At 43.1% G+C, this 21055-nt stretch carries 13 protein-coding genes; 10 read left to right on the top strand and 3 right to left on the bottom strand.

Annotation, left to right across the window (positions count from 1 at the left end; all coding sequences use genetic code 11):
- Positions 1-204 precede the first annotated feature (204 nt).
- From F1E73_RS05110 to F1E73_RS05075, 8 genes are all read left to right on the top strand, one after another.
- Complete coding sequence (locus tag F1E73_RS05110; protein WP_150451295.1) at positions 205-1104, top strand: EamA family transporter; 900 nt, start codon at positions 205-207, stop codon at positions 1102-1104.
- A gap of 354 nt (positions 1105-1458) precedes the next feature.
- Positions 1459-2490 carry a Fe(3+) ABC transporter substrate-binding protein gene (locus F1E73_RS05105; RefSeq protein ID WP_086476349.1) on the top strand — a complete coding sequence of 344 codons (1032 nt, stop codon included), beginning with the start codon at positions 1459-1461 and terminating at the stop codon, positions 2488-2490.
- Positions 2491-2603: 113 nt separating this feature from the next.
- Complete coding sequence (locus tag F1E73_RS05100; RefSeq protein ID WP_086476348.1) at positions 2604-4229, top strand: ABC transporter permease; 1626 nt, start codon at positions 2604-2606, stop codon at positions 4227-4229.
- Between the two features lie 95 nt (positions 4230-4324).
- Positions 4325-5422, top strand: a complete 1098-nt coding sequence (locus F1E73_RS05095; protein WP_086476376.1) for an ABC transporter ATP-binding protein — start codon at positions 4325-4327, stop codon at positions 5420-5422.
- Positions 5423-5604: 182 nt separating this feature from the next.
- Positions 5605-6018: an HYC_CC_PP family protein gene (locus F1E73_RS05090; RefSeq protein WP_150451294.1), complete on the top strand. Its 414-nt coding sequence runs from the start codon at positions 5605-5607 to the stop codon at positions 6016-6018.
- A gap of 146 nt (positions 6019-6164) precedes the next feature.
- Complete coding sequence (locus F1E73_RS05085; protein WP_150451293.1) at positions 6165-9965, top strand: efflux RND transporter permease subunit; 3801 nt, start codon at positions 6165-6167, stop codon at positions 9963-9965.
- Positions 9966-9971: 6 nt separating this feature from the next.
- A complete protein-coding gene (locus F1E73_RS05080; RefSeq protein ID WP_150451292.1) occupies positions 9972-11210 on the top strand; it encodes a TolC family protein in 1239 nt (412 codons plus the stop codon).
- Between the two features lie 149 nt (positions 11211-11359).
- Positions 11360-13105, top strand: coding sequence for an efflux RND transporter periplasmic adaptor subunit (locus F1E73_RS05075; protein ID WP_150451291.1), 1746 nt, complete (start codon positions 11360-11362; stop codon positions 13103-13105).
- Positions 13106-13214: 109 nt separating this feature from the next.
- Here F1E73_RS05075 and F1E73_RS05070 read toward each other — a convergent pair whose 3' ends face one another.
- Both F1E73_RS05070 and F1E73_RS05065 read right to left on the bottom strand, forming a co-directional pair.
- Entirely contained in the window at positions 13215-15110 is a 1896-nt protein-coding gene (locus F1E73_RS05070; RefSeq protein ID WP_150451290.1) for a CHAT domain-containing protein, read from the bottom strand.
- A 3-nt stretch (positions 15111-15113) separates the two neighbouring features.
- Complete coding sequence (locus F1E73_RS05065; RefSeq protein ID WP_086476343.1) at positions 15114-15851, bottom strand: hypothetical protein; 738 nt, start codon at positions 15849-15851, stop codon at positions 15114-15116.
- A gap of 355 nt (positions 15852-16206) precedes the next feature.
- Here F1E73_RS05065 and F1E73_RS05060 point away from each other — a divergent pair, with 355 nt between their 5' ends.
- Both F1E73_RS05060 and F1E73_RS05055 read left to right on the top strand, forming a co-directional pair.
- Positions 16207-17352: a patatin-like phospholipase family protein gene (locus F1E73_RS05060; RefSeq protein ID WP_150451289.1), complete on the top strand. Its 1146-nt coding sequence runs from the start codon at positions 16207-16209 to the stop codon at positions 17350-17352.
- Between the two features lie 9 nt (positions 17353-17361).
- A complete protein-coding gene (locus tag F1E73_RS05055) occupies positions 17362-19359 on the top strand; it encodes a tetratricopeptide repeat-containing protein (protein ID WP_150451288.1) in 1998 nt (665 codons plus the stop codon).
- 22 nt (positions 19360-19381) lie between these two features.
- Here F1E73_RS05055 and F1E73_RS05050 read toward each other — a convergent pair whose 3' ends face one another.
- The gene (locus F1E73_RS05050) at positions 19382-20590 is read right to left on the bottom strand and encodes a toll/interleukin-1 receptor domain-containing protein (protein ID WP_086476340.1); all 1209 of its coding nucleotides are present in this window, start codon (positions 20588-20590) and stop codon (positions 19382-19384) included.
- Between the last annotated feature and the right edge of the window lie 465 nt (positions 20591-21055).

Genomic DNA, 21055 nt, shown 5'->3' with positions numbered 1-21055 from the left:
AGATAACGGCCTGCAAAATTAAGTGGAATTGTAATGGAAAAATAATCTTTTAGGTGCTATATTTCATTTGTTGGCGCTAGTTAGCCTCTGTGGGTTTACAGGGGGCCCCCTCGTGCTTCTGGTTACTAAAACCGAGGTGTCTTTCTGATTGATTATGTTTGCCTTTTATTTTCCGTAGGAAGAATTTCACTCAATTTAAAAGTAATGAACACACATCTTAAGGGGGTATTGTATATAGCCATTGGCGCATCTAGTTATGGGGTGTTGGCCACCTTTGTTAAATATGCCAACAACCAGGGCTTGGGAACTGCGGGACTTGCCTTTTCCCAGTACTTATTTGGGGTATTGGTATTGAGCGTTTTGGCCTATTTTTTTTCTAAAAAAGAGGTAGGTGAGAAAGTAGCGGGTACCCCAAAACATCCAAAATTAAAATTAATGCTCTTTGGAAGCTTTTTGGGGTTAACCAGTAGTTTCTATTACTTATCTATCCAATATGTGCCGGTGTCCGTAGGTATAATCCTCCTGATGCAGACCATTTGGATGGGGGTGGCTTTAGAGTTTTTTACGGCCCGGAAATTGGTCAGTGGTATTAAAATAGTGGGTGCTCTGGTGGCCATAGTGGGTACGCTCTTGGCTGCGAAAGTCTTTGAGACCAATGTAGAATTGGATCTTAGAGGTATCGGATTTGGGCTGTTGGCTGCTTTGAGCTTTACGGGGGTAATGTACGCAACTACTCGGGTGGGTTTGCAGCTCCCCATCCTTGTACGTACCCAATACTTAGTGTATGGCGGATTTATAGTGGTAATCTTATTTTGGAACCTTCAAATTTTGCAAGACTTTAGTTGGAAGAGCTTTATTAGTTGGGGAGCTTTTCTGGGTGTATTTGGTACCCTGCTTCCCCCACTATTGTTCAATAGGGGGTTTCCAAAAATAGGGACAGGTTTAGGAAGTATTATAGCAGCCTTGGAAATACCAGTTTCTGTTTTTAGTGCCTATTGGGTATTACATGAAGATATAAGTCCGCTTCAGTGGGGAGGGATCCTAATCGTTTTATTTGCGGTAGTACTCATTAATTTTAAAAGGAAAGAGGTAGTCTCAACGTAATCAATAAGGCGTTAGTGGGATAGGTTTTTTGGTAAAGTAACTCTTGCAATTGGGAGTAGTCCCTAATTGTTAAGTGATCCCTTTTCCAGTATTTTTTGGTTCTACTAGCCAAAACAAGAATCTTTTTAAAAGGAGAAAGTTATTGGTAGCGGCCGATACGCTTAGTGTAGTCTGGGTAGTTTGTTCATTTCCAGGGGTTTTCTTTCAATGGGTGGTTGGGATTAATTTTAGTTGCAGTTTTAGGGGTAGGGAAGCGCTTCACTCATCCAAAACGAACAGCTAATGTAATTACTTCTTGTTTGTAACAAGTCTAAATAAGCTTACCTTTGCAGATCAAACAAAAAAACAAAACAGATGAGGAATACCCTAAAATTCGGTTTTATACTGAGCTTAATGACTTTATTTGTGGCATGTGGTGAAGCTTCAAAATCCAAGGAAGTGGTTAACGTTTATACACACCGCCATTACAAGGCAGATGATGAGCTTTTTTCCAAATTTACTGAAGAGACTGGAATCAAGGTCAATATTGTAAATGCTAGTGCCGATGAGCTTATCCAGCGTTTGGAGACAGAAGGCAAGGATTCCAATGCAGATATATTGATTACTGTGGATGCTGGTAGACTGTATCGTGCACAGTCTAGGGACCTTTTACAACCCGTTAGTTCCCAGGTTTTGGAAAGCAATATTGGATCGGAATTTAGGGAGAAAGACGGACATTGGTACGGTTTAACCTATAGGGCAAGGATTATCGCTTATGCCAAAGATAGGGTGAATCCGGAAGATATTAAGACCTACGAAGACTTGGCAGACCCCAAATGGAAGGGCAAAGTAGTGATCCGCTCCTCAGAAAATGTGTACAACCAATCTATGTTGGCCTCTATTATTTTAGCCCATGGTGAAGAAAAGGCCAAGGAGTGGGCAGAGGGAGTAGTTGCCAATATGGCAAGGAATCCAAAAGGTAGTGATCGGGATCAAGTAAAGGCGGTGGCTGCTGGTGAAGGAGACATTGCTGTGGTAAATACCTATTATATTGGATTAATGCTGAACGATAAAAATGCGGAAGAGCGCAAGGCGGGAGAGCAGGTCGGTATTATTTTTCCAAACCAGGAAGGAAGGGGTACCCATATTAATATCAGCGGTATAGGGGTAACTAAATATGCACCCAATAAAGAAAATGCTATTAAGCTTATGGAATTCCTCTCCGGGGAGGAAGCGCAGCAGACACTAGCGAATTTAAACTACGAATACCCCATCAATCCTAAGGCTAGTAAAGCCTCTATTTTAAAGACTTGGGGCGATTTTAAAACGGACACCGTAGAACTCTATAAACTGGGGGAATACAATAGCAAGGCCGTTAAGATCTTTGATGAGGCCGGTTGGAAATAAGAAGGGGAGGGAGTAAGACCAAAAAGGCTTTAAATAACCTTCTTGGTCTTGCTCTAAAAGTTTAAGAAGTTTTGGATTTCTAAAAGGTCCAAAACATTGAATAGCATTTATAAATGGCAAAGAGAACCACCTATTGGTGGAATAAGTGGACGGGTGGGGCAACGGTAATACTACTGTTGGTCCTGACTCCCATCTTCACTATTTTGATCAAGCTTTTCGATAAGCCTGGGGAGCATTGGGAGCATATTGCGTCCAATTTGCTGCCTTCTTATTTTGTCAATTCCGCCCTCTTGTTACTGGGGGTGGGGTTTTTCACCTTCCTGATTGGGGTGAGTATGGCCTGGTTGGTCTCTATGTACGACTTTCCCGGGCGTAAATATTTTGAATGGTTACTAATTCTCCCACTTGCCTTTCCTTCTTATATGATGGGGTATAGCTATGTGGGGATTTTGGAATATACGGGACCGGTACAGGCCTTTTTTCGCAATAATTTTGATATACATTTTAAAGGCGCTATTGTAGATATTATGAACATGCCTGGGGCTATTTTTATTCTCTCTATTAGCCTGTTTCCCTATGTATATGTAATCTGTAGAGCTTCTTTTATGCAACAGTCCAGCGCCATGCAGGAGGCAGCTTTTCTTTTGGGAAGCAACCGCATACAGATGTTCGCCAAGATTGCCCTTCCCATGGCCAGACCAGCAGTGGCAGGAGGAATCGCCTTGGTGGGGATGGAGGTGCTAAATGACTATGGGACCGTGAAATACTTTGGGGTAGATACATTTACCTCTGGGATTTTTAGAGCCTGGTTTTCTTTTGGCGATATCAATACCGCTATATACCTCTCGGCTATTTTAACCCTCATCGTATTGGTATTGATATGGTTGGAGAATTTCCAAAGAGGGAGTCGTAATTGGAATGCGGCCAATACTGGGGCCAAACCCGCTATTAGGGTGAGTCCAAAACACAAAGGTACAAGATGGTTGTACACCGCACTTTGCCTGGCAGTGCTCCTGATAAGCTTTATTTTACCGCTTGCCCAACTATTCTATTGGGTATCCCTTACCTGGAGCTATGTGGTAAATGCTGAATTTGGTATTCTGATATTTAGAAGTTTTTCACTGGCAATAGGCGCTGCAATGGCCATAGCGGTAATATCCATCTTCCTATTGTATACCATTCGCCTTAGTCCCTTGCGGTGGACCAAACATATAGCGCGGACCGCTTCCATAGGATATGCCATTCCTGGTGCAGTTATTGCAGTAGGTGTTATGATACCTATGATGGGCCTAGATAGAAAACTCAACTGGGTGCTATCCAACGACCTTGGGATGATTTTATCGGGAACATTGTTTATCTTAGTAGTGGCATATATTGTACGGTTTATGGCGGTTGGGTATAATGCTATTGATGCAGGATTTCAGAAAACGGGGGCCTCGGTAAACGAGGTAGCGCGTTCATTGGGCGCTTCTCCATTAAGGACCCTATGGAAAATAGATTTACCTTTAATTAAAAACAGTATAGCTGGGGCCGTGTTATTGGCCTTTGTGGATATCTTAAAGGAACTTCCTTTAACCTTAATTTTAAGACCCTTTAACTTCCATACCCTAGCAACCAAAGCCTTTGATATGGCGACCAATGAGATGATTGCAGAATCTGCAAACGCTTCCTTGGTAGTAGTGTTAACGGGAGTGATACCAATTATTTTGTTGAATAATATGATCAGTAGAAAGAAATAAATGCAGCAGAAGGAAGATCAATAGCTTTTGTGGTGGGTAAATAAGTAGTATAACCCTACCCTTTGGGAAAACAAAAGCAGCTAAAATGAATGAACATGGCAATTATTGAATTAAATAATATTAGTAAACGATATCAGAACACTGCAACTAATGCGGTAGATGATGTATCTTTTTCCTTGGAAAGAGGGGAGATATTGGCCTTGGTTGGAGAGAGCGGCTCTGGGAAAACCACCTTGTTGCGTTTAATTGCAGGCCTGGAACATCCCAATTCTGGGAGTATTATTTTGAATGATAAAATCATTGTTAGCGGCCGTAAATCCTTACCTGCCAACAAACGAAAAACCGGGATGGTATTTCAAGATTATGCGCTGTTCCCTCACTTGACTATTTTTGAAAATGTTGCGTTTGGATTAAAGGGACTCCCTAAAAAAGAGGCCGAACAACGGGTGTATGAGACAATTAAACTTACCGGTCTAAAAGAAGATGTTAAGAAATACCCCCATCAACTTTCCGGGGGGCAGCAGCAACGGGTGGCATTGGCTAGGGCATTGGCTCCAAGGCCAGAACTGTTGTTGATGGATGAGCCATTCAGTAATTTAGATACCATTCTACGCGATCAGGTACGTGAAGAAGTAAGGCAAATTATTAAAGACATGGGTATAACGGCCATTTTGGTCACCCACGATACCAAAGATGCGTTTTCTACATCCGATAAAATTGCGGTAATGCTAAACGGGAAGCTATTGCAGATAGATACTCCCGATGCATTGTACAACGACCCAAATTCTGCCTATGTTGCTGAGCTATTTGGGAAGTCTAATAATGTAGTTGCTACGGTTGCACCAGGCGGTTATAAAACGCCCTTTGGATTTGTGTCTGGGCCTAAAGATTGTCCCTTATCCGTTAATAAGGATAAGGTAAACTTATTTTTCAGGGCAGAGGAAACCGATTTTTGCAATGCAGAGGAACCACACCTTTGTGGGATGGTAGAGCAGTGTATGTACCTAGGCGATCATATGCAACTTAAGGTATGTTGTAATAGGTGTACCAATTGTGCCAAGGAGGGCGAGGGGAAACCCTTGGAAGAGACCCAACGTATTTTGTTGAGGTCCTCGGTGCAAACCTGGAAGCCAGGGGATATAGTGCGATTTAGACTCAAGAATTATAAGGTGAAAGATACGGAGTCGGAGTAATTCATTTATGAAAACCCTTCATTTCTTATTGATAGTGTTAGAAAAATCCCTGTAGATGCATTATACTTAAATGCGGTATGTTATTAATATACATACCATATTATACAGATGCTTAATGTTATAGCCTAAAAAAATACTAAAATTACAATAGCTATCGTTATATTTTATAGCTTTGATGCGTTATGAAATCTTTTCTCCACAAATTAACTGCTGCCTGTATGGCGTTCTTGGTATTGTTTACCACGATGTCGTTCACCGTAGATATGCACTATTGTGGAGATACTTTGGTAGATTACTCCCTATTTCATAATGTACAGACCTGCGGCATGGAAGAGTTGCCATCCGATAGTTGTGATTTAGATTACCAGCAAACATCTTGCTGCACGGACAAGCAATTGTTGGTGGAGGGGCAGGATGACATAAAAACTCCCTTTCAAAAATTAACTTTCGGGCAGCAGACTTTTGTTGCCACTTTATACTATACGTATATTAATCTTTTTGAAGGACTGGATAGTAATATTATCCCATTTAGGGATTATAAACCTCCCTTCCTCATCTGGGATCTACAAAAGCTTCAAGAGACCTATATAATTTGATTTTAAACAGTGTCCGTATCCGATAATGTTTGGTGCGGAAGGAACTGCCCTATGGTAAAAGTCATGATGGGCATATTTCGTTGTCTTTAATATTCTGATACTATCAGAGTTTTAATCAATGTTTCACTGTTTAACAATCAATATACATGCTAAATAAAAGCATTAAATTTCTAATACAGAACAAACTGGTAGCGGTCTTGTTGCTGGCACTATTTGTTGGCGCAGGAGTAGTAACCGCACCTTTTAATTGGAATACAGGTTTTATTCCTACGAATCCCGTGGCCGTAGATGCCATCCCCGATATCGGGGAAAACCAACAAATTGTATATACCCCATGGGAGGGGCGTTCCCCCCAGGATATAGAGGACCAAATTAGTTATCCGCTTACCACCAGCTTGTTGGGAATTCCCGGGGTGAAAACCATTCGTAGTACTTCCATGTTCGGATTTTCCAGTATCTATATCATCTTCGAGGAGGATGTAGAATTCTATTGGAGCCGTAGCCGTATTCTGGAGAAATTGAATTCCTTACCAGCGGGCCTCCTTCCCAATGGTGTAAATCCGTCCTTGGGTCCGGATGCTACCGGCTTAGGACAAATTTATTGGTATACCCTAGAAGGTCGGGATAAAGACGGCAATGTAACCGGAGGTTGGGATCTACACGAATTGCGAAGCATTCAGGATTACTATGTGAAATATGCCCTTTCCTCGGCAAGTGGTGTTTCGGAAGTTGCCTCCATCGGAGGATATGTACAAGAATATCAAATTGATGTACAGCCAGAACTGATGAGGCAATACAATATTGGTCTTGGGGATGTTGTAAAAGCAGTAAAGGAAACCAACAAGGATATCGGAGCCCAAACCATGGAAATTAATCAGGTGGAATACTTGGTGCGGGGACTCGGATATATAAAGACAATAGCCGATATTGAAGATGCCGTGGTTACCTCGGAAGACTACACCGCTATCCGGATCAAAGATATTGCCAAGGTGAGTTTAGGACCTGCCCCCCGGAGAGGAATTTTGGATAAAGAGGGCGCTGAGGTGGTAGGGGGTGTGGTCACTGCTCGCTACGGTGCAAATCCGATGGAGGTTATCAATAACGTAAAGGATAAGTTGGAGCTGCTTAAAGCCGGACTCCCTTCCAAAGAACTTTCGGATGGTACCATTTCCCAGCTTACCGTTGTTCCGTTTTATGATCGCTCGGAACTGATCCAGGAAACCTTGGATACCCTAGATGAAGCGTTGAGTTTGGAAGTACTCATTACCATCCTGGTCATCATTGTAATGGTCTTTAACCTAAGGGCCTCTGTGCTAATATCGGGACTTTTACCGGTGGCTGTTTTAATGGTATTCATTGCCATGAGGTACTTTAATGTGGATGCTAATATTGTGGCATTATCCGGGATTGCCATTGCTATTGGTACCATGGTGGATATTGGGGTCATTCTTTCCGAGAATATCATCAGACACCTGGATGAAGAAAAGGAACGGTCTCTGGCAACTGGAATAAAAACGCCTATAAACACCGTGGTGTATAATGCCAGTGCCGAGGTATCGGGAGCCATCCTTACCGCAGTTCTGACTACAATTATCAGCTTTATTCCGGTGTTTACCATGATTGGAGCGGAAGGTAAGTTGTTTAGACCCTTGGCATTTACCAAGACCATGGCTTTAATTTCGGCCTTTATGGTGGCCATCTTCCTTATTCCGCCCTTTGCAGCGTATTTGTTCCGAAGAAAAAGTATCAAAAAAGTCACTAGTTATCTTATCAACGGAGGGCTAATCCTTTTAGGGCTAGCGGCCATAATTTTCGGATATTGGTTAGGTTTTATCCTAATGGGGTTCGGAATTACAGGCTTATTGAAACATGAGCAAATCGCTGATAAATTGCCAGGTAAATTATTACTCACCGATAAACGCGCCAATTGGATAAATATCGCCGTTTCGGCTTTGGCAATTGTCTTCCTATTAGCAGAGTTCTGGCGTCCGTTGGGAGTGGATAAAAGTATATTTTGGAACCTGCTCTTTGTGGGGCTTATATGTTTTGGCCTCTTGGGGTTCTTCTGGCTCTTCCAGTATTATTACACCCAAATTCTTGGATGGGCGCTTCGCAATAAATTAATATTCCTTTCCATTCCCACCCTTATTGTGGTATTTGGTGTTATGATTTGGCAGCAGACGGGCAAGGAATTTATGCCTTCCTTGGATGAAGGGGCGTTTCTTTTGATGCCTACGTCTATGCCACATTCTGGTGTAGAGGAGAACAAGCGGGTACTGCAGCAACTGGATATGGCGGTGGTCAGTATTCCTGAAATAAAAACGGTGGTTGGTAAGGCTGGGCGTACGGAGTCCGCCCTGGATCCAGCACCACTTTCCATGTATGAAAATGTTATTCTGTACAAGCCAGAGTATGCATTAAACGAGGAGGGGAAACGCGAAAGGTATAAAGTGAATGAAGATGGATTATTTGTGCTTAGGGATGGAAGATTAGTCGAAAATCCCAATAGAAAGTCGAGCGTTGATGTCCATGACGGGAATTCACAATATGCAGATCCCTCTAATGTGGAGATTCAGCACCTGATTCCAGACCAGGATGGGGAGTTTTATAGAAACTGGCGACCCGAAATAAAATCCTCGGACGATATTTGGAATGAAATAGTACGTGTAACTAAACTTCCGGGGGTTACTTCCGCGCCTAAATTACAACCTATTGAAACCCGTTTGGTAATGCTGCAGACAGGAATGCGGGCCCCTATGGGTATTAAGGTGATGGGGCAAGACCTTCGGAAAATTGAAGCCTTCGGGATAGCCTTGGAAGAAATTCTAAAACATGCTGAAGGGGTTAAGGTAGAAGCCGTTTTTGCAGATCGTATAGTGGGAAAACCCTATATGTTGGTAGATATTAAAAGAGACCGACTGGCCCGTTATGGGGTATCTATAGAAACTGTACAGGAAATTTTGCAGGTAGCAGTAGGTGGTATGCCTTTAACTCAGACCGTAGAAGGCAGGGAACGCTACTCGGTCAGAGTTAGATACCCCCGCGAGCTAAGGGCACACCCAGAGGATCTTAAGAATATTTATGTACCGGTGGAAAAAGGCAATCCGGTGCCCTTGGGAGAGCTGGTAGAAGTGCGGTACGAACAGGGTCCACAGATGATTAAAAGTGAGGATACCTTTTTGGTGGGCTACGTTTTATTTGATAAACTCGATGGGTTTGCTGAGGTGAATGTAGTAGAGAATGCACAGGCCTTGATTCAAGAAAAGATTGCCAGTGGAGCACTCATTGTTCCTAAAGGGATCAATTATGAGTTTACGGGTACGTACGAGAATCAGTTGCGTGCCGAAAAAACGCTATCGATCATAGTGCCTTTGGCCCTGACGATTATTTTCCTGATCCTTTATTTCCAATTCCGTTCGGTAGCTACCTCCCTAATGGTGTTTTCTGGGATTGCCGTAGCCTTTGCCGGTGGTTTCCTAATGATTTGGTTTTATGGCCAGGACTGGTTCTTAAACTTCAACTTCTTTGGAGAAAACTTACGGGATATGTTCCAAATGAATCCCGTGAACCTAAGTGTAGCGGTATGGGTTGGGTTTATTGCCCTCTTTGGTATTGCCACGGACGATGGGGTAGTGATGGCCACCTACCTCACCCAGACCTTTGATAGGAATAATCCAGAGACCATAGCAGAGGTACGTTCTTCAGTAGTGGAAGCGGGAAGTAAAAGAATTCGCCCGGCTTTAATGACCACGGCCACAACCTTACTGGCCCTGTTGCCCATTCTAACCTCTACGGGGAGGGGAAGTGATATTATGATCCCTATGGCCATCCCTAGTTTTGGTGGGATGCTAATTGCACTGATTACCCTTTTCGTTGTTCCAGTTTTGTTCAGTTGGAGAAGGGAAGCAAAATTGAAAAGACAACTAAGTACTCTTAATAATAAATAAGAAATAATGGAATTTATAATTAATACAAGACTTCGTTATCCCATAGCGAAGGTGCTAAGAGGAGGTATGCTCCTTGTGGTTCTGCTGTTTTTTAGCGGAGTTGTGCAAGGGCAAGAGTTGCATACGTTTATAGAGGAGGCCGTAAGGAATAATCCCACTATCCAGGCCTTTGAAAAAAGATATGCCATTTCCACGGAAAAAATATCCGAGGTAAACTCCCTGCCCAACACCCAGTTTTCCGGGGGATTCATGGTAGGTGAGAACCATATGCCTATGGCGATGCCAGACGGTGAGTTTACCGTAATGCAAATGTTTCCATGGTTCGGAACCCTAGGGGCGCGTGGTAATTATGCCATGGCCATGGCGGAGGCCGATTTTCTGGAGATTGAAATCGCAAAAAGAAAAATTGCGATGTCTCTGTCCCAATCCTATTACCGATTATATGAATTGGCAAAAAAACAACAGGTATTGGATGCCAATCAACAGCTCTTAAAGGTTTATGAGGAGTTGGCGCTAAGCTCGGTAGCGGTGGGGAAGGCATCTGCGGTTTCGGTATTGCGACTCCAGATGCGGCAGAATGATCTTAGCGAAAGAAAATTAGTGCTAGCGCAGGAGTATGAGGCAGAATTGGTCACCTTCAATAAAATTATGAATCGGGAGAAAATCTCGGGGATTACATGGACGGATAGTTTAACAATTCCAGAACAGGAGGTAGCAATAGATTTTGCCAGTCTTAGCCTACATCCAGAACTGACCAAATTTGAGGAATTGCAGAAGGTAGTGCAGCAGTCAGAAGCACTCAACAAAAAAGAAAGTGCGCCAGATGTTGGGGTAGGGGTCAACTATATGCTTTTTAACGAGGCGCCCAATATGATTATGCCTATGGTGTCTGTCTCCATCCCAATTTTTAATAAGAAGTATAAATCCGTCACTAGGCAGAATAAGCTAAAGCAGGAGGAGCTAAGCATTCAGAAACAAGCGTCCAAAAACACCTTAGTGGCCCAACTGCAAACGGCTATAAAGAAGAGGAACGCCGCGCGTATAAGTTTAAATACACATGAAAAAAATCTTTCACAAGCACGGAATGCCACCGAAATATTGTTCAAGAATTTTGAAACGGGCACTATAGATTTTAGAGAGGTACTAGAGGTGCAAGAGCTGCAGCTGAATATCGAGATCAACCAAATAGAAGCTATTGGAGAATATTTTAAACAGCAAAGTATTGTTGATTATTTCATCAAATAAATAAAGTACAAGAAATATATAATTTAATATTATGGCGCTCGGGCGGGCTTTTCGCTATATCTTTTTAAAGGAAAAAAGGATGCCGCTGCAATCCCTAGCGCAAAACATACAATCTGCGAGCTGCAGGGGAAAAATTAAATAAGATTATCATGAAAAAATATATTTATTATATCGCAATTTTAGCTCTGGGACTCGTCTTGGGCTATGTGTTTTTTGGAACTACCAATGAAGAAGGGGGGGACTCGCACGCCTCCCATAATATGGAAAGCACAGAAACAGAGGCTCAAATGTGGACCTGTTCTATGCACCCCCAGATTATGCAACCAGAACCAGGGGATTGTCCCATTTGTGGGATGGACCTGATACCTGCGGAAGCAGGTGCAGAAGGACTTGCAGCAGACGAAATACGAATGACAAAGAATGCCATGTCCTTAGCCAATATTCAAACCATGGTAGTGGGCAATGCCGCTGAGGCGGGAGGCAGCTCATTAACTCTTTCGGGGAAAATTATGCCTAATGAAGAGGCGAATGCGGTACAAGCCAGTTATTTTGAAGGGCGGATAGAAAAACTGAACGTTAGTTTTACAGGAGAAACCGTCCGGAAAGGGCAGTTGTTGGCAACCATTTATGCGCCAGCACTTGTTGCGGCACAGCAGGAACTGCTAACCGCAGCTACTATTAAAGATTCTCAGCCAGCACTCTACAAGGCGGTGAGGAATAAGTTGCAACTGTGGAAACTATCTGAAAATCAAATCAAGGAAATAGAAACATCGGGAAAAGTACGTGAAAACTTCCCTATTTATGCCACGGTTTCTGGTACAGTCTCCGAAAAATTGGCCGAGGAAGGAGACTACGTCAGCCAAGGTCAGCCCATTGTTAAGGTCAGTAATCTGGAAACGGTATGGGCCATTTTTGATGCCTATGAACATCAGCTAGCCCAGTTGAAGGAGGGACAGAAAATAGCGATTACCTCCAATGCCTACCCCCAAAATGAATTTGAAGCAGCCATTTCTTTTATAGATCCGCGACTTAATACCCAATCCAGAACCGTTGCCGTTAGAGCAACCTTAAAGAACAACGAGGGAATTCTTAAGCCTGGGATGTTTGTGGTAGGTACGGTAAAAGGAGTTACAATGGCCTCGAGTGAAACACAGCTAAGCATTCCCGCATCGGCAGTGCTTTGGACGGGGAACCGATCCTTGGTATATGTGAAAACAAATCCGGACGAGCCCATTTTTGAAATGCGAGAAGTAGATCTAGGCGCTAAGAGTGGGGATAAGTATACCATTTTAGGCGGACTTACCCCAGGGGAGGAAGTGGTGGTCCATGGGACTTTTACGGTAGATGCTGCGGCACAGTTACAGGGGAAAAAGAGTATGATGAATGCTGGTGGGGATTTAGAGATGGATGCTACAGAGCAGTTGGCGGCCTTGGAGCGAGTAGCGGTTCCCGCTAAATTTCAAGCTCAATTGAAAGCCGTTTTTGATGCGTATATGGTAATAGAAAATGCCCTGGTCCAAGACAATGCAGAAACCTCTATGAAGGCGGCCAAGGAATTGCTTAATAGCATCCAGAAGGTAGATATGAAACTGTTAAAGGAAGCGCCTGCCCATAGCCACTGGATGTTGTTGGATAAGGAACTTCAAGAAGCTGCACTTGCGCTATCCAAGACCTCCGATATTAAAATTCAAAGAGATCATTTTGAGCACCTTTCTACCTATTTAATCAATGCGGTAAAATCTTTTGGTATCAATCAAAAGGTATATGTGGATTACTGTCCCATGGTGAACAATGATGCTGGGGCGTATTGGCTAAGTACAGAAGAGGGGATCTTAAACCCGTATTATGGGGCAAGCATGCTGCGTTGCGGAGAAGTTTCGGAAGTCATAGATTAAAGATTTAACCAACGGGGAAATACCGCTGCTTATGGAAGGTGGGAAGGAATTGAGACCTTCGCACCTTCCTAAAACCATATATCCCTATAGTAACGCGAATAGCTTTTCTTTATCGGCCTTCTAAGATATTTATGATCAATTGTAAAAAATCCCGATTTTTTACAAGCGACTCCCCAGGAATCTTAAACACTGGAGAGTTCCACCAATCCCTATAGCGAAGCAGCTGATGCTTTGTAGTGCTAATAGCCTCCTGTTTATTGATGGTTTTGGCATTTTGGACCAATTCCTCTGTTAGCTCCACAATTTGTGCGCTAAAATCTTTTTCACTACTAGCTCTGCCTATTAAATAAAGCTCCAATAAACTACCGTAGGCCCAGACACTCTTTTTATCCTGAGCATGCTGGGTGGCAATCTCCGTAAATGCCGCCAATCTTGCCGCATACCAATAGTCTACCTTAGTGGCAATAGTACCTTCCAAAATATAAGCCAAGGAAAGGTATTGTACAATACTCCAATGATGTGATAAATTACGATCAGCGGCTTTCTTATACCATTTCTGGGCCGTTTGTAAATATTCTAGCTGTTTTGAGGTGGTGTCCACCTCAAAAATTTGAGATTCCCTAAACTCAACTTCTGCCAATCGCTTAAAGGCACTCGCCAATAGTCCGCTGTTTTCCAAGAAGGCCTGTTCCTTACTGCTGTCATTTTCAATTGCCTTTAGCTGTTCCCCCAGATCCCTAATGGATGCTTCTATCTGTACTTTAGCCCGTATAAAATCGTCTTTGGTGAGCTGGTGTTCCTTATTTGTCCTGAAAGTGCTGTTGGTTATACTGTTTAAAATTTTGAGCTGATATTCCATTTTCAACATCAATAGTTGAAATTCGTAATCGTTGGGTAGGTTGGTATAACTGACCAAGCTTATCCAATCATGCCGATACTCCTGTTCTGCGGAATATAATGTTGCTCTAATATCCCCTAAAATAGTACGAATATCCTCTGCCCGAAACAACCGCTTGTACAATTCCTTGGTAATTAAATTGGCCCCCTTCATGGATAATGGGAATTGAGATCCCAGAACTATGGGGACCCCGGCTTTAAAGGTAGCGTGTACCGGGTTGCGGTCCGGTTTGCTGCCATTGGTGAAATTGGCACCATCGCAAATCATATAATTCACCATAAAGGGCAAATTGTCCAAGGATTCAAATAGAAATTTAATTTCTAGAGCCGTAGTAGGCCTGTAGTCATTTTCTATTCCATCCTTGGAATGGAAGGCAATTCCATATTCGAAGTTGGAAGGTCGTTTGGGGTCAAATAATAAGGACCCATGCGCCAATAGATGGATATGGGTAAAGGGTTTATTTGTCTTATCCGCTTCCCGGACAAGTGCGGAGAACTCTTTAAAGGTAGGGTTGGCCAAGACCATGGGTTGGTGGTCCAACCCCCAATGGCGCAGGGCATAATTAAGGGATTGTTCGTGATTCTTAAAGGGAATGTCCGGAAAGGGAAGCCCCAAGTAATTTTTATGATCTGGCTTGGTATGTACAAATAATACCCGGGGAGTATGCGGAACGGAAATCTGGGGAGCGGTTTCCCGACGGAAATTACGGGTCAAAACCAACGGTTTGCCATTTCCAGAGGCAAAGATTGGTTTGTTCTTAGCGTCTAACAGCAATTCAAATGGAATTAAGGCCAATTCCGAAGGGTTTAGAAAAAGTTCCAGATGGGAAATACCTTCTAGCAGCCCATCCAGGTTATAAAATAAGGTGCGTAACTGATCACTGCATTTTTTTATGGCCTCCCATTTTTCTTCAGTAGTTCTTACAGTAGTCCCTTCGTACCTAAGGTGGTCCGCTAATTCCTCCAGTAGATCCAATTGTCCCATGGGGGTGTGTACCTGCTGTAAGGAGTTAAAATCCCCGTGGGAAAGTATATAGGGCTTGTTACCCATCAGGATTCCGGTCTGGAGATCGTCAAAACGGATGTATTCGATCTTAAGCGATTTCATGGTTTAAAAATCGTCCTGGATATCCGAATCAAAATTGTCTTCAATAGAAATGTCGTCTTGGGTAAGTTGGTCGTCCCCAAGCAATTTAACTTTGTTGAAAAGGTTGATCTTAAAGAGCCTCACCCCAACTACGCCAGATTCTCCTATTACATCATATGTACTAGCATTGGAGGACGAGGTTTCAAATCCGCCCTCAGCCTTACCGCCTTCTATCGCCCCCAGAATGTGGGCGCTTCCCTTTATGCTAAAGTCGGATCCTGCCTCCCTTGCACAGATTATAAGGCAGTTTTCGCCAGTGTAGACGGCAGAGACTACCTTGTACTTTTTCCTCCAGTTAGACTTTGCGGCCAAGGCCAAGGCAACCTCATCTATATTTTGTAATTGGGCCACCGTTACCTTTTCTGCCTTTATGACCAGGGAGTTTTCCTTTTCAAACTTAAATTTCAACGCTGCCTCTGCATCCCCCAAGGCCGCAAAGGAATCGGTGGTTTTTCCGTCTGCACCCAATCGGGTGACCCGGGTTCCTTGGGTAGTGAAATTTACTTTGGTGGCAGGTCCGGGAGCGATGTCTAAAGTAATCTCCGGGTATTTGTTTTTTAGGTTGCCCAATGAGCGGAATACTCCGCCTTCAAAATAACCAAAATCCCCCACCGCGAGGGTATTGGTCACCGGTAACCAGGCCGCATGTGCACCGAGTTCTTTTTTTATGGCCTTTTCATAACTACGTGCTAATCCGCTCATAATACAATAGGTTTTAGGGTTATACGCTTACAGGTGTTGAGGCAGGCCCAATACCATTTATCGGCTTTTAACAGCTTTAAGAAAAAAAGGGGAGAGGATTATATCTTCTTAAAGTTATGAAAAATCTTGGGGATATAGCAGAAATCGACTGCCTATTATTGCGGAATTGGAAATAAAACTTTAACTTGTTAAGGCGTCCTTTATAGCCCATGGCTTCCTAATCCTTAGGACAGAATGTTATAAGGACCCTTCCCCCAAGCATGTGTCTCCCCACGCTAGTACTGGAACATTTTTGACAATGTAATGAACTGCTCAACAGCCTTTTCTTTACCGTCAAACTAAATAAAAGACCGCTATGCCAACTACAAATCCTTCCCTTTGGGGAAATCTGTCCCAGCGCTATGAAAAATCCCAAACGCGGAAGATCCTCGCTTTGGACGGTGGGGGAATTCGGGGTATTATCACCTTGGAAATACTATTGAAATTAGAACAGGATCTAAGAAGAAAGCTCAATAGAAAGGACGACTTCCGATTGTGCGACTTCTTCGATTACTTTGGTGGCACCAGTACGGGAGCTATTATTGCTGCCGGACTCTCCATAGGGATGTCTTCCCAAGAGTTGTTAGATTTTTACACCGATAAGGGGAAAGACATGTTCGATAAATCCTGCTTGCTAAAAAAATGGAAGTCGCTTTATGAATCCGGACCTTTATTGGAAATGTTGCAGGATACCTTTGGGAAGGATACCAATATGGACATTGCCAATGGAAAATTCAAGGCATTACTAACCGTAGTGACGATGAACCGGAGTACGGATTCCCCATGGCCGATCAGCAATAATCCCCTGGCCAAGTACAATGATAAAAATAGACCCGACAATAATCAAAACGTAAAACTTTACCAGTTGGTAAGGGCAAGTACGGCCGCACCCGCCTATTTTCCACCGGAGACTTTGGAATGGGATGCCGCCGATCCCAGTAAAACCTTTGTGTTTGTGGATGGTGGGGTAACCCCCTATAACAATCCAGCATTTCTGCTATTTCGGATGGCAACACATCCTGGGTATAGGCTCAATTGGGAAAAAGGGGAAGATAAACTGTTGGTAGTCTCCGTGGGTACCGGAAGCGCCCCCTCTGGAGGGGAATATAGAAACCTGGGTAACACCTTATTGCAATTGCCCTCCAATCTTATGTATGCCATTCAGGTAGATCAGGATATCAATTGCCGTACGTTCGGTAGATGTGTTTTTGGGGATAAAATAGATCGGGAATTAGGGGATATGGTCAGCACTGACACCAAGGAGAGCAGGGACTTCCTGTATGTTCGCTACAATGCCGATCTAAGTGAGGAGGGACTCAAAGAAATGGGGTTGGGACATATAGATCCGGAAAAAGTAGGGAAAATGGATTCGGTAAAACATATCAGCGATCTGCGGCAGGTGGGAGCCCAGACAGCCATATCTCAAGTAAACCTAGATCATTTGGGGCCTTTTGTAAAATAGAATAAAAGTATGGAAGCGTTTATTGTTAGGCCTTTTGGAATAAAGGAGGGAATTAATTTTGATGAAGTCCAGGAGCGCTTAATTCTCCCAGCCTTGGAAAAGGCCAAGATTAAGGGGTATACAACGGGGGTTATTTTGGAGGCGGGAAACATTCGTCAGGATATGTTTCAATTGTTGCTTACCAGTGAGGTGGTTGTTGCCGATATTTCTATCCACAATGCCAATGTCTTTTATGAATTGGGAATTCGCCATGCCCTTAGGGAAAAGAAAACGATCCTGATACGATGCCGAAAAGACGAAGTGCCCTTCGACCTAAAGACAGATCGGTACATAGCCTATGAACAGGATAATTTGGAATCCAGTGTAGAAGTGCTCGCGGAGGCCCTTAAACAAACCCTAATTTCCAATAGGACCGATAGTCCGGTATTCCTTATGCTTCCCAAACTTACTGCCCAAAATCCAGAACATTTTTTGGCAGTTCCGCTAGACTACCGCAAGGAAGTATTTTTGGCAAAAGAAACGGGACATAGGGGAAAATTGTCCCTGTTGGCTGCCGAAGCTAAGTTCTTTTCATGGCAAATACCGGCCTTAAGAATGGTAGGAGACATTCAATATAGATCCAAGTATTATACCGAAGCCAAGGAGGTATGGGAACATATCCGAAAAAATAATCCGAATGACTTGGAAGCCAATGAATATTTGGCCACTATATACCATCGATTGGGAGATATAGAGGTGAAACAAAATTCGGATATCGCCCATCAATTACTGGCTAAATCGGAATTGGCCATCAATAGGCTGTTCGATCAATTTTCAATACTGAATAGGAATAAAAGAGCAGAGGCCTATGCCCTTAGAGCGCGTAACGAAAAAACGAAATGGGTGAGGCGTTGGATTATGCTGAAACCTGAGGAAATGGGAAAGAAAGCAATCCGATCGTCTTCCTTGCTTAAGGCTTATAAGAATTATTCCAAGGGCTATGATGAGGATTTAAATCACTTCTATTCCGGTGTAAATGCGCTAGGTCTCCTTAAAACATTAATAGCATTGGCACAACGTGAAGTCGCTATTTGGGAGTCTAAGTTTGATACGGCCCTGGATGCGAAAATTGCCCTGGATAGGTATGTGGAGGAATTTGATCAATTGGTCATAACGGTGAAAAGAGCGGCGTTCTCGGCAAAAAAAGCCCTGGAACGGGATAATCTAACCGATCCTTGGGTACTAATCACCTTGGCAGACCTCGCAGTATTGACCATTAATAACCCCGAACGGGTAAAACACCTATATTGCAGTGCTATCGAATCTGGATCTGATCTTAATTTTGATGCAGCTAAGAGACAACTCGTATTATTTCAAAAACTGAACATTATGTCCAAGAACGTTACGCCCGCCTTGGAAGTATTCGGAAACTCGGATGAATCGTCCAACAAGGTGAAAAAAGTGCTGCTTTTTACCGGGCATATGATAGATGGGGAAGATAGAAAAACTCCTCGCTTCCCTAAGGAATTGGAACCCGAGGTACGCCGTAGAATTAAGGAAGGCATAACAGAGATCGTTAACAAGAGCCCGTCGGAGCAGGAATGGATCGGTATTTCCGGAGGGGCTAGTGGCGGGGATATTCTATTTCTGGAAATCTGCAAGGAATTGGGAGTTCAAAGGAAAATGTATTTAGCACTCCCCCCGGAGAAATACATTGTAGAGTCCGTTCAATTTGCGGGGAGTAGTTGGGTAGACCGTTTTTATGCGCTGTATGAGGATGCGGATACGGAGGTAAGTATATTGGCCGAGTCCAAAGAACTTCCTGTGTGGTTATATGGTAAAAAAGGATACACCTTTTGGGAACGGAATAATTTATGGTTGTTAAACACCGCATTGTCCTATGGGGATCGTAATCTTACCTTATTGGCCCTATGGGACGGAAAAGGAGAAGATGGCCCAGGGGGAACCAAGCATATGTTAGAAGAGGTGAAGAAAAAAGGTGCCAAAACTAAGATTATACAACTATAGAAAACTTCCCCTTACAACGTTCTTAGAGTCCGGCCAACAGGGGACAATTGTACTGTCCGCATTGGGTGGTTACGGGGGGAGTGTTATTGTGCTGTACAATGGAAGAAATGAACCAATTGTTATTCTTTTTTTCCAGATATACAGTTTGAGGGGCATTACGCGAAGGTTGATGCACCAAGCATAAATGATCCGAGGTCCTATGCGTATGGGTAGACCAAGTTTCGGATACACTGGCCTCAGCTTTAAGCCCGTTGCCCTCCTGGTAGACTTCTATGTTCCCAATGGACTGATTTTCCAAGGTGTTCAGGTTGTAAATCCCCATCAAATAAAATTCGGATAAAATATCTTCATAATCCTGAAGGGCATCTTCGGAAAAAACCTGACCCAAAGGCGTAGGGTCCAAGGTGGCCATTGCCAGGGATTCCAGATTGGATCCCAATTGTATGGATTTTTTAATAGCAACAATTTCCTGACTGTAATCAGGTGCTTTCTTTTCTACCGTTTTAACGGGTTTAACAGCATTCTTATTCTCCTTCTCCGTAGGAATTGGATCGGTGGTAAGAAGTTGGGCTGGAATATTAGATTGATCACCGTTAATAGGCTTTTTGTCGGTCTGTGACTTCCACATAAAACCAATACCAAGGGTAATTAGAATCACAAAGGTAGTGACCACCACAGCCACTATGATTTTCTGTTTCCTTTTACGGGCTTCCTGTTCCTTTGGGGATCTACCTCTAATGCCAATGGACTCTATGGATCTTATCAATTCGTCCGAATCGTAATCCCAGCGTTGGTCCGTTAGTTCGTGCGACTGCCTCCTGACGAGCGATTTTAAATCGTCCGGTAATTCATCTTCCAAGGGCATCTTTGCCCCTCCTACCAATACGGGAATCACCCGGATATTCCGAGCTAAGGCGGTACTTACCTCCAAACGGACAAAATCTTGAGGGTCCTGGAGTCTAGGAACCCCATGGGCATCTTTCATACTTACCCAGTCCGGCCCAATGACTACCAATAACAAATCGCAAATACTGGTGGCGTGTTTAATACTCTCCACAAAATCAGTGCCCTTTTCTATGTCCTCAATATCCCTAAAGCATTGACTATGGCCAAAATGCTTCACCAGTTTATCGGCTATACGGCCACCAAATCCCGCACCTTCGCCACCCCTACGGTAACATATGAATATTCGAGGTCTGGATTTCTTTCCTAAAAGGGCCGATAGACTCATAGTACTTACTTAAATACTTGTTTCAATTACGCAATCAATAGTTCTGTAGACTTCCAAAGTGGTCGTAGGCGATAGCCGATAAATTGCCCCCTTCCAGTGTTGGATTACAGCTTATTAATCTTAAAGTCGGACTTCCGTGAAGACATCATAAGTTAGAAAGTTATTCCCAGTACAAAGTAAAAAAATGTATGAGTGGGTATAATTAATGTATAGTCGGTTTTCCAATGATAGAGCAAGAGAGGGAAAAGGATGAGAAATCTCATAGTGGGTATGGATTTTTACGTTTTGCCAGGCGATAACGGTCATTTTGTAATTTATTGCTAATCACACAGTATTTGTTGCTAAAAACACATAAATACCGTTATTTTAATAAGGAAAATTGTAAATTATAGGGTGTTAGTAATAAATAAAGGAACTATAGATAGTTGGTTAAGATAATTTCTCTGTAGTTATAGGAAAGCAATT

Origin of the sequence: Arenibacter lacus (assembly GCF_008711145.1) — a bacterium.
Classification (GTDB): Bacteria; Bacteroidota; Bacteroidia; order Flavobacteriales; family Flavobacteriaceae; genus Arenibacter; species Arenibacter amylolyticus.
This window is presented reverse-complemented; position numbering and strand designations above follow the sequence as displayed.

What these genes read in the sequence shown, in the direction of transcription:
- F1E73_RS05070 (WP_150451290.1), bottom strand. Translation starts at nt 15,110, where the DNA reads ATGAAATCGCTTAAGATCGAATACATCCGTTTTGACGATCTCCAGACC.
- F1E73_RS05105 (WP_086476349.1), top strand. Translation starts at nt 1,459, where the DNA reads ATGAGGAATACCCTAAAATTCGGTTTTATACTGAGCTTAATGACTTTA.
- F1E73_RS05055 (WP_150451288.1), top strand. Translation starts at nt 17,362, where the DNA reads ATGGAAGCGTTTATTGTTAGGCCTTTTGGAATAAAGGAGGGAATTAAT.
- F1E73_RS05110 (WP_150451295.1), top strand. Translation starts at nt 205, where the DNA reads ATGAACACACATCTTAAGGGGGTATTGTATATAGCCATTGGCGCATCT.
- F1E73_RS05085 (WP_150451293.1), top strand. Translation starts at nt 6,165, where the DNA reads ATGCTAAATAAAAGCATTAAATTTCTAATACAGAACAAACTGGTAGCG.
- F1E73_RS05095 (WP_086476376.1), top strand. Translation starts at nt 4,325, where the DNA reads ATGGCAATTATTGAATTAAATAATATTAGTAAACGATATCAGAACACT.
- F1E73_RS05060 (WP_150451289.1), top strand. Translation starts at nt 16,207, where the DNA reads ATGCCAACTACAAATCCTTCCCTTTGGGGAAATCTGTCCCAGCGCTAT.
- F1E73_RS05100 (WP_086476348.1), top strand. Translation starts at nt 2,604, where the DNA reads ATGGCAAAGAGAACCACCTATTGGTGGAATAAGTGGACGGGTGGGGCA.
- F1E73_RS05090 (WP_150451294.1), top strand. Translation starts at nt 5,605, where the DNA reads ATGAAATCTTTTCTCCACAAATTAACTGCTGCCTGTATGGCGTTCTTG.
- F1E73_RS05080 (WP_150451292.1), top strand. Translation starts at nt 9,972, where the DNA reads ATGGAATTTATAATTAATACAAGACTTCGTTATCCCATAGCGAAGGTG.
- F1E73_RS05075 (WP_150451291.1), top strand. Translation starts at nt 11,360, where the DNA reads ATGAAAAAATATATTTATTATATCGCAATTTTAGCTCTGGGACTCGTC.
- F1E73_RS05065 (WP_086476343.1), bottom strand. Translation starts at nt 15,851, where the DNA reads ATGAGCGGATTAGCACGTAGTTATGAAAAGGCCATAAAAAAAGAACTC.
- F1E73_RS05050 (WP_086476340.1), bottom strand. Translation starts at nt 20,590, where the DNA reads ATGAGTCTATCGGCCCTTTTAGGAAAGAAATCCAGACCTCGAATATTC.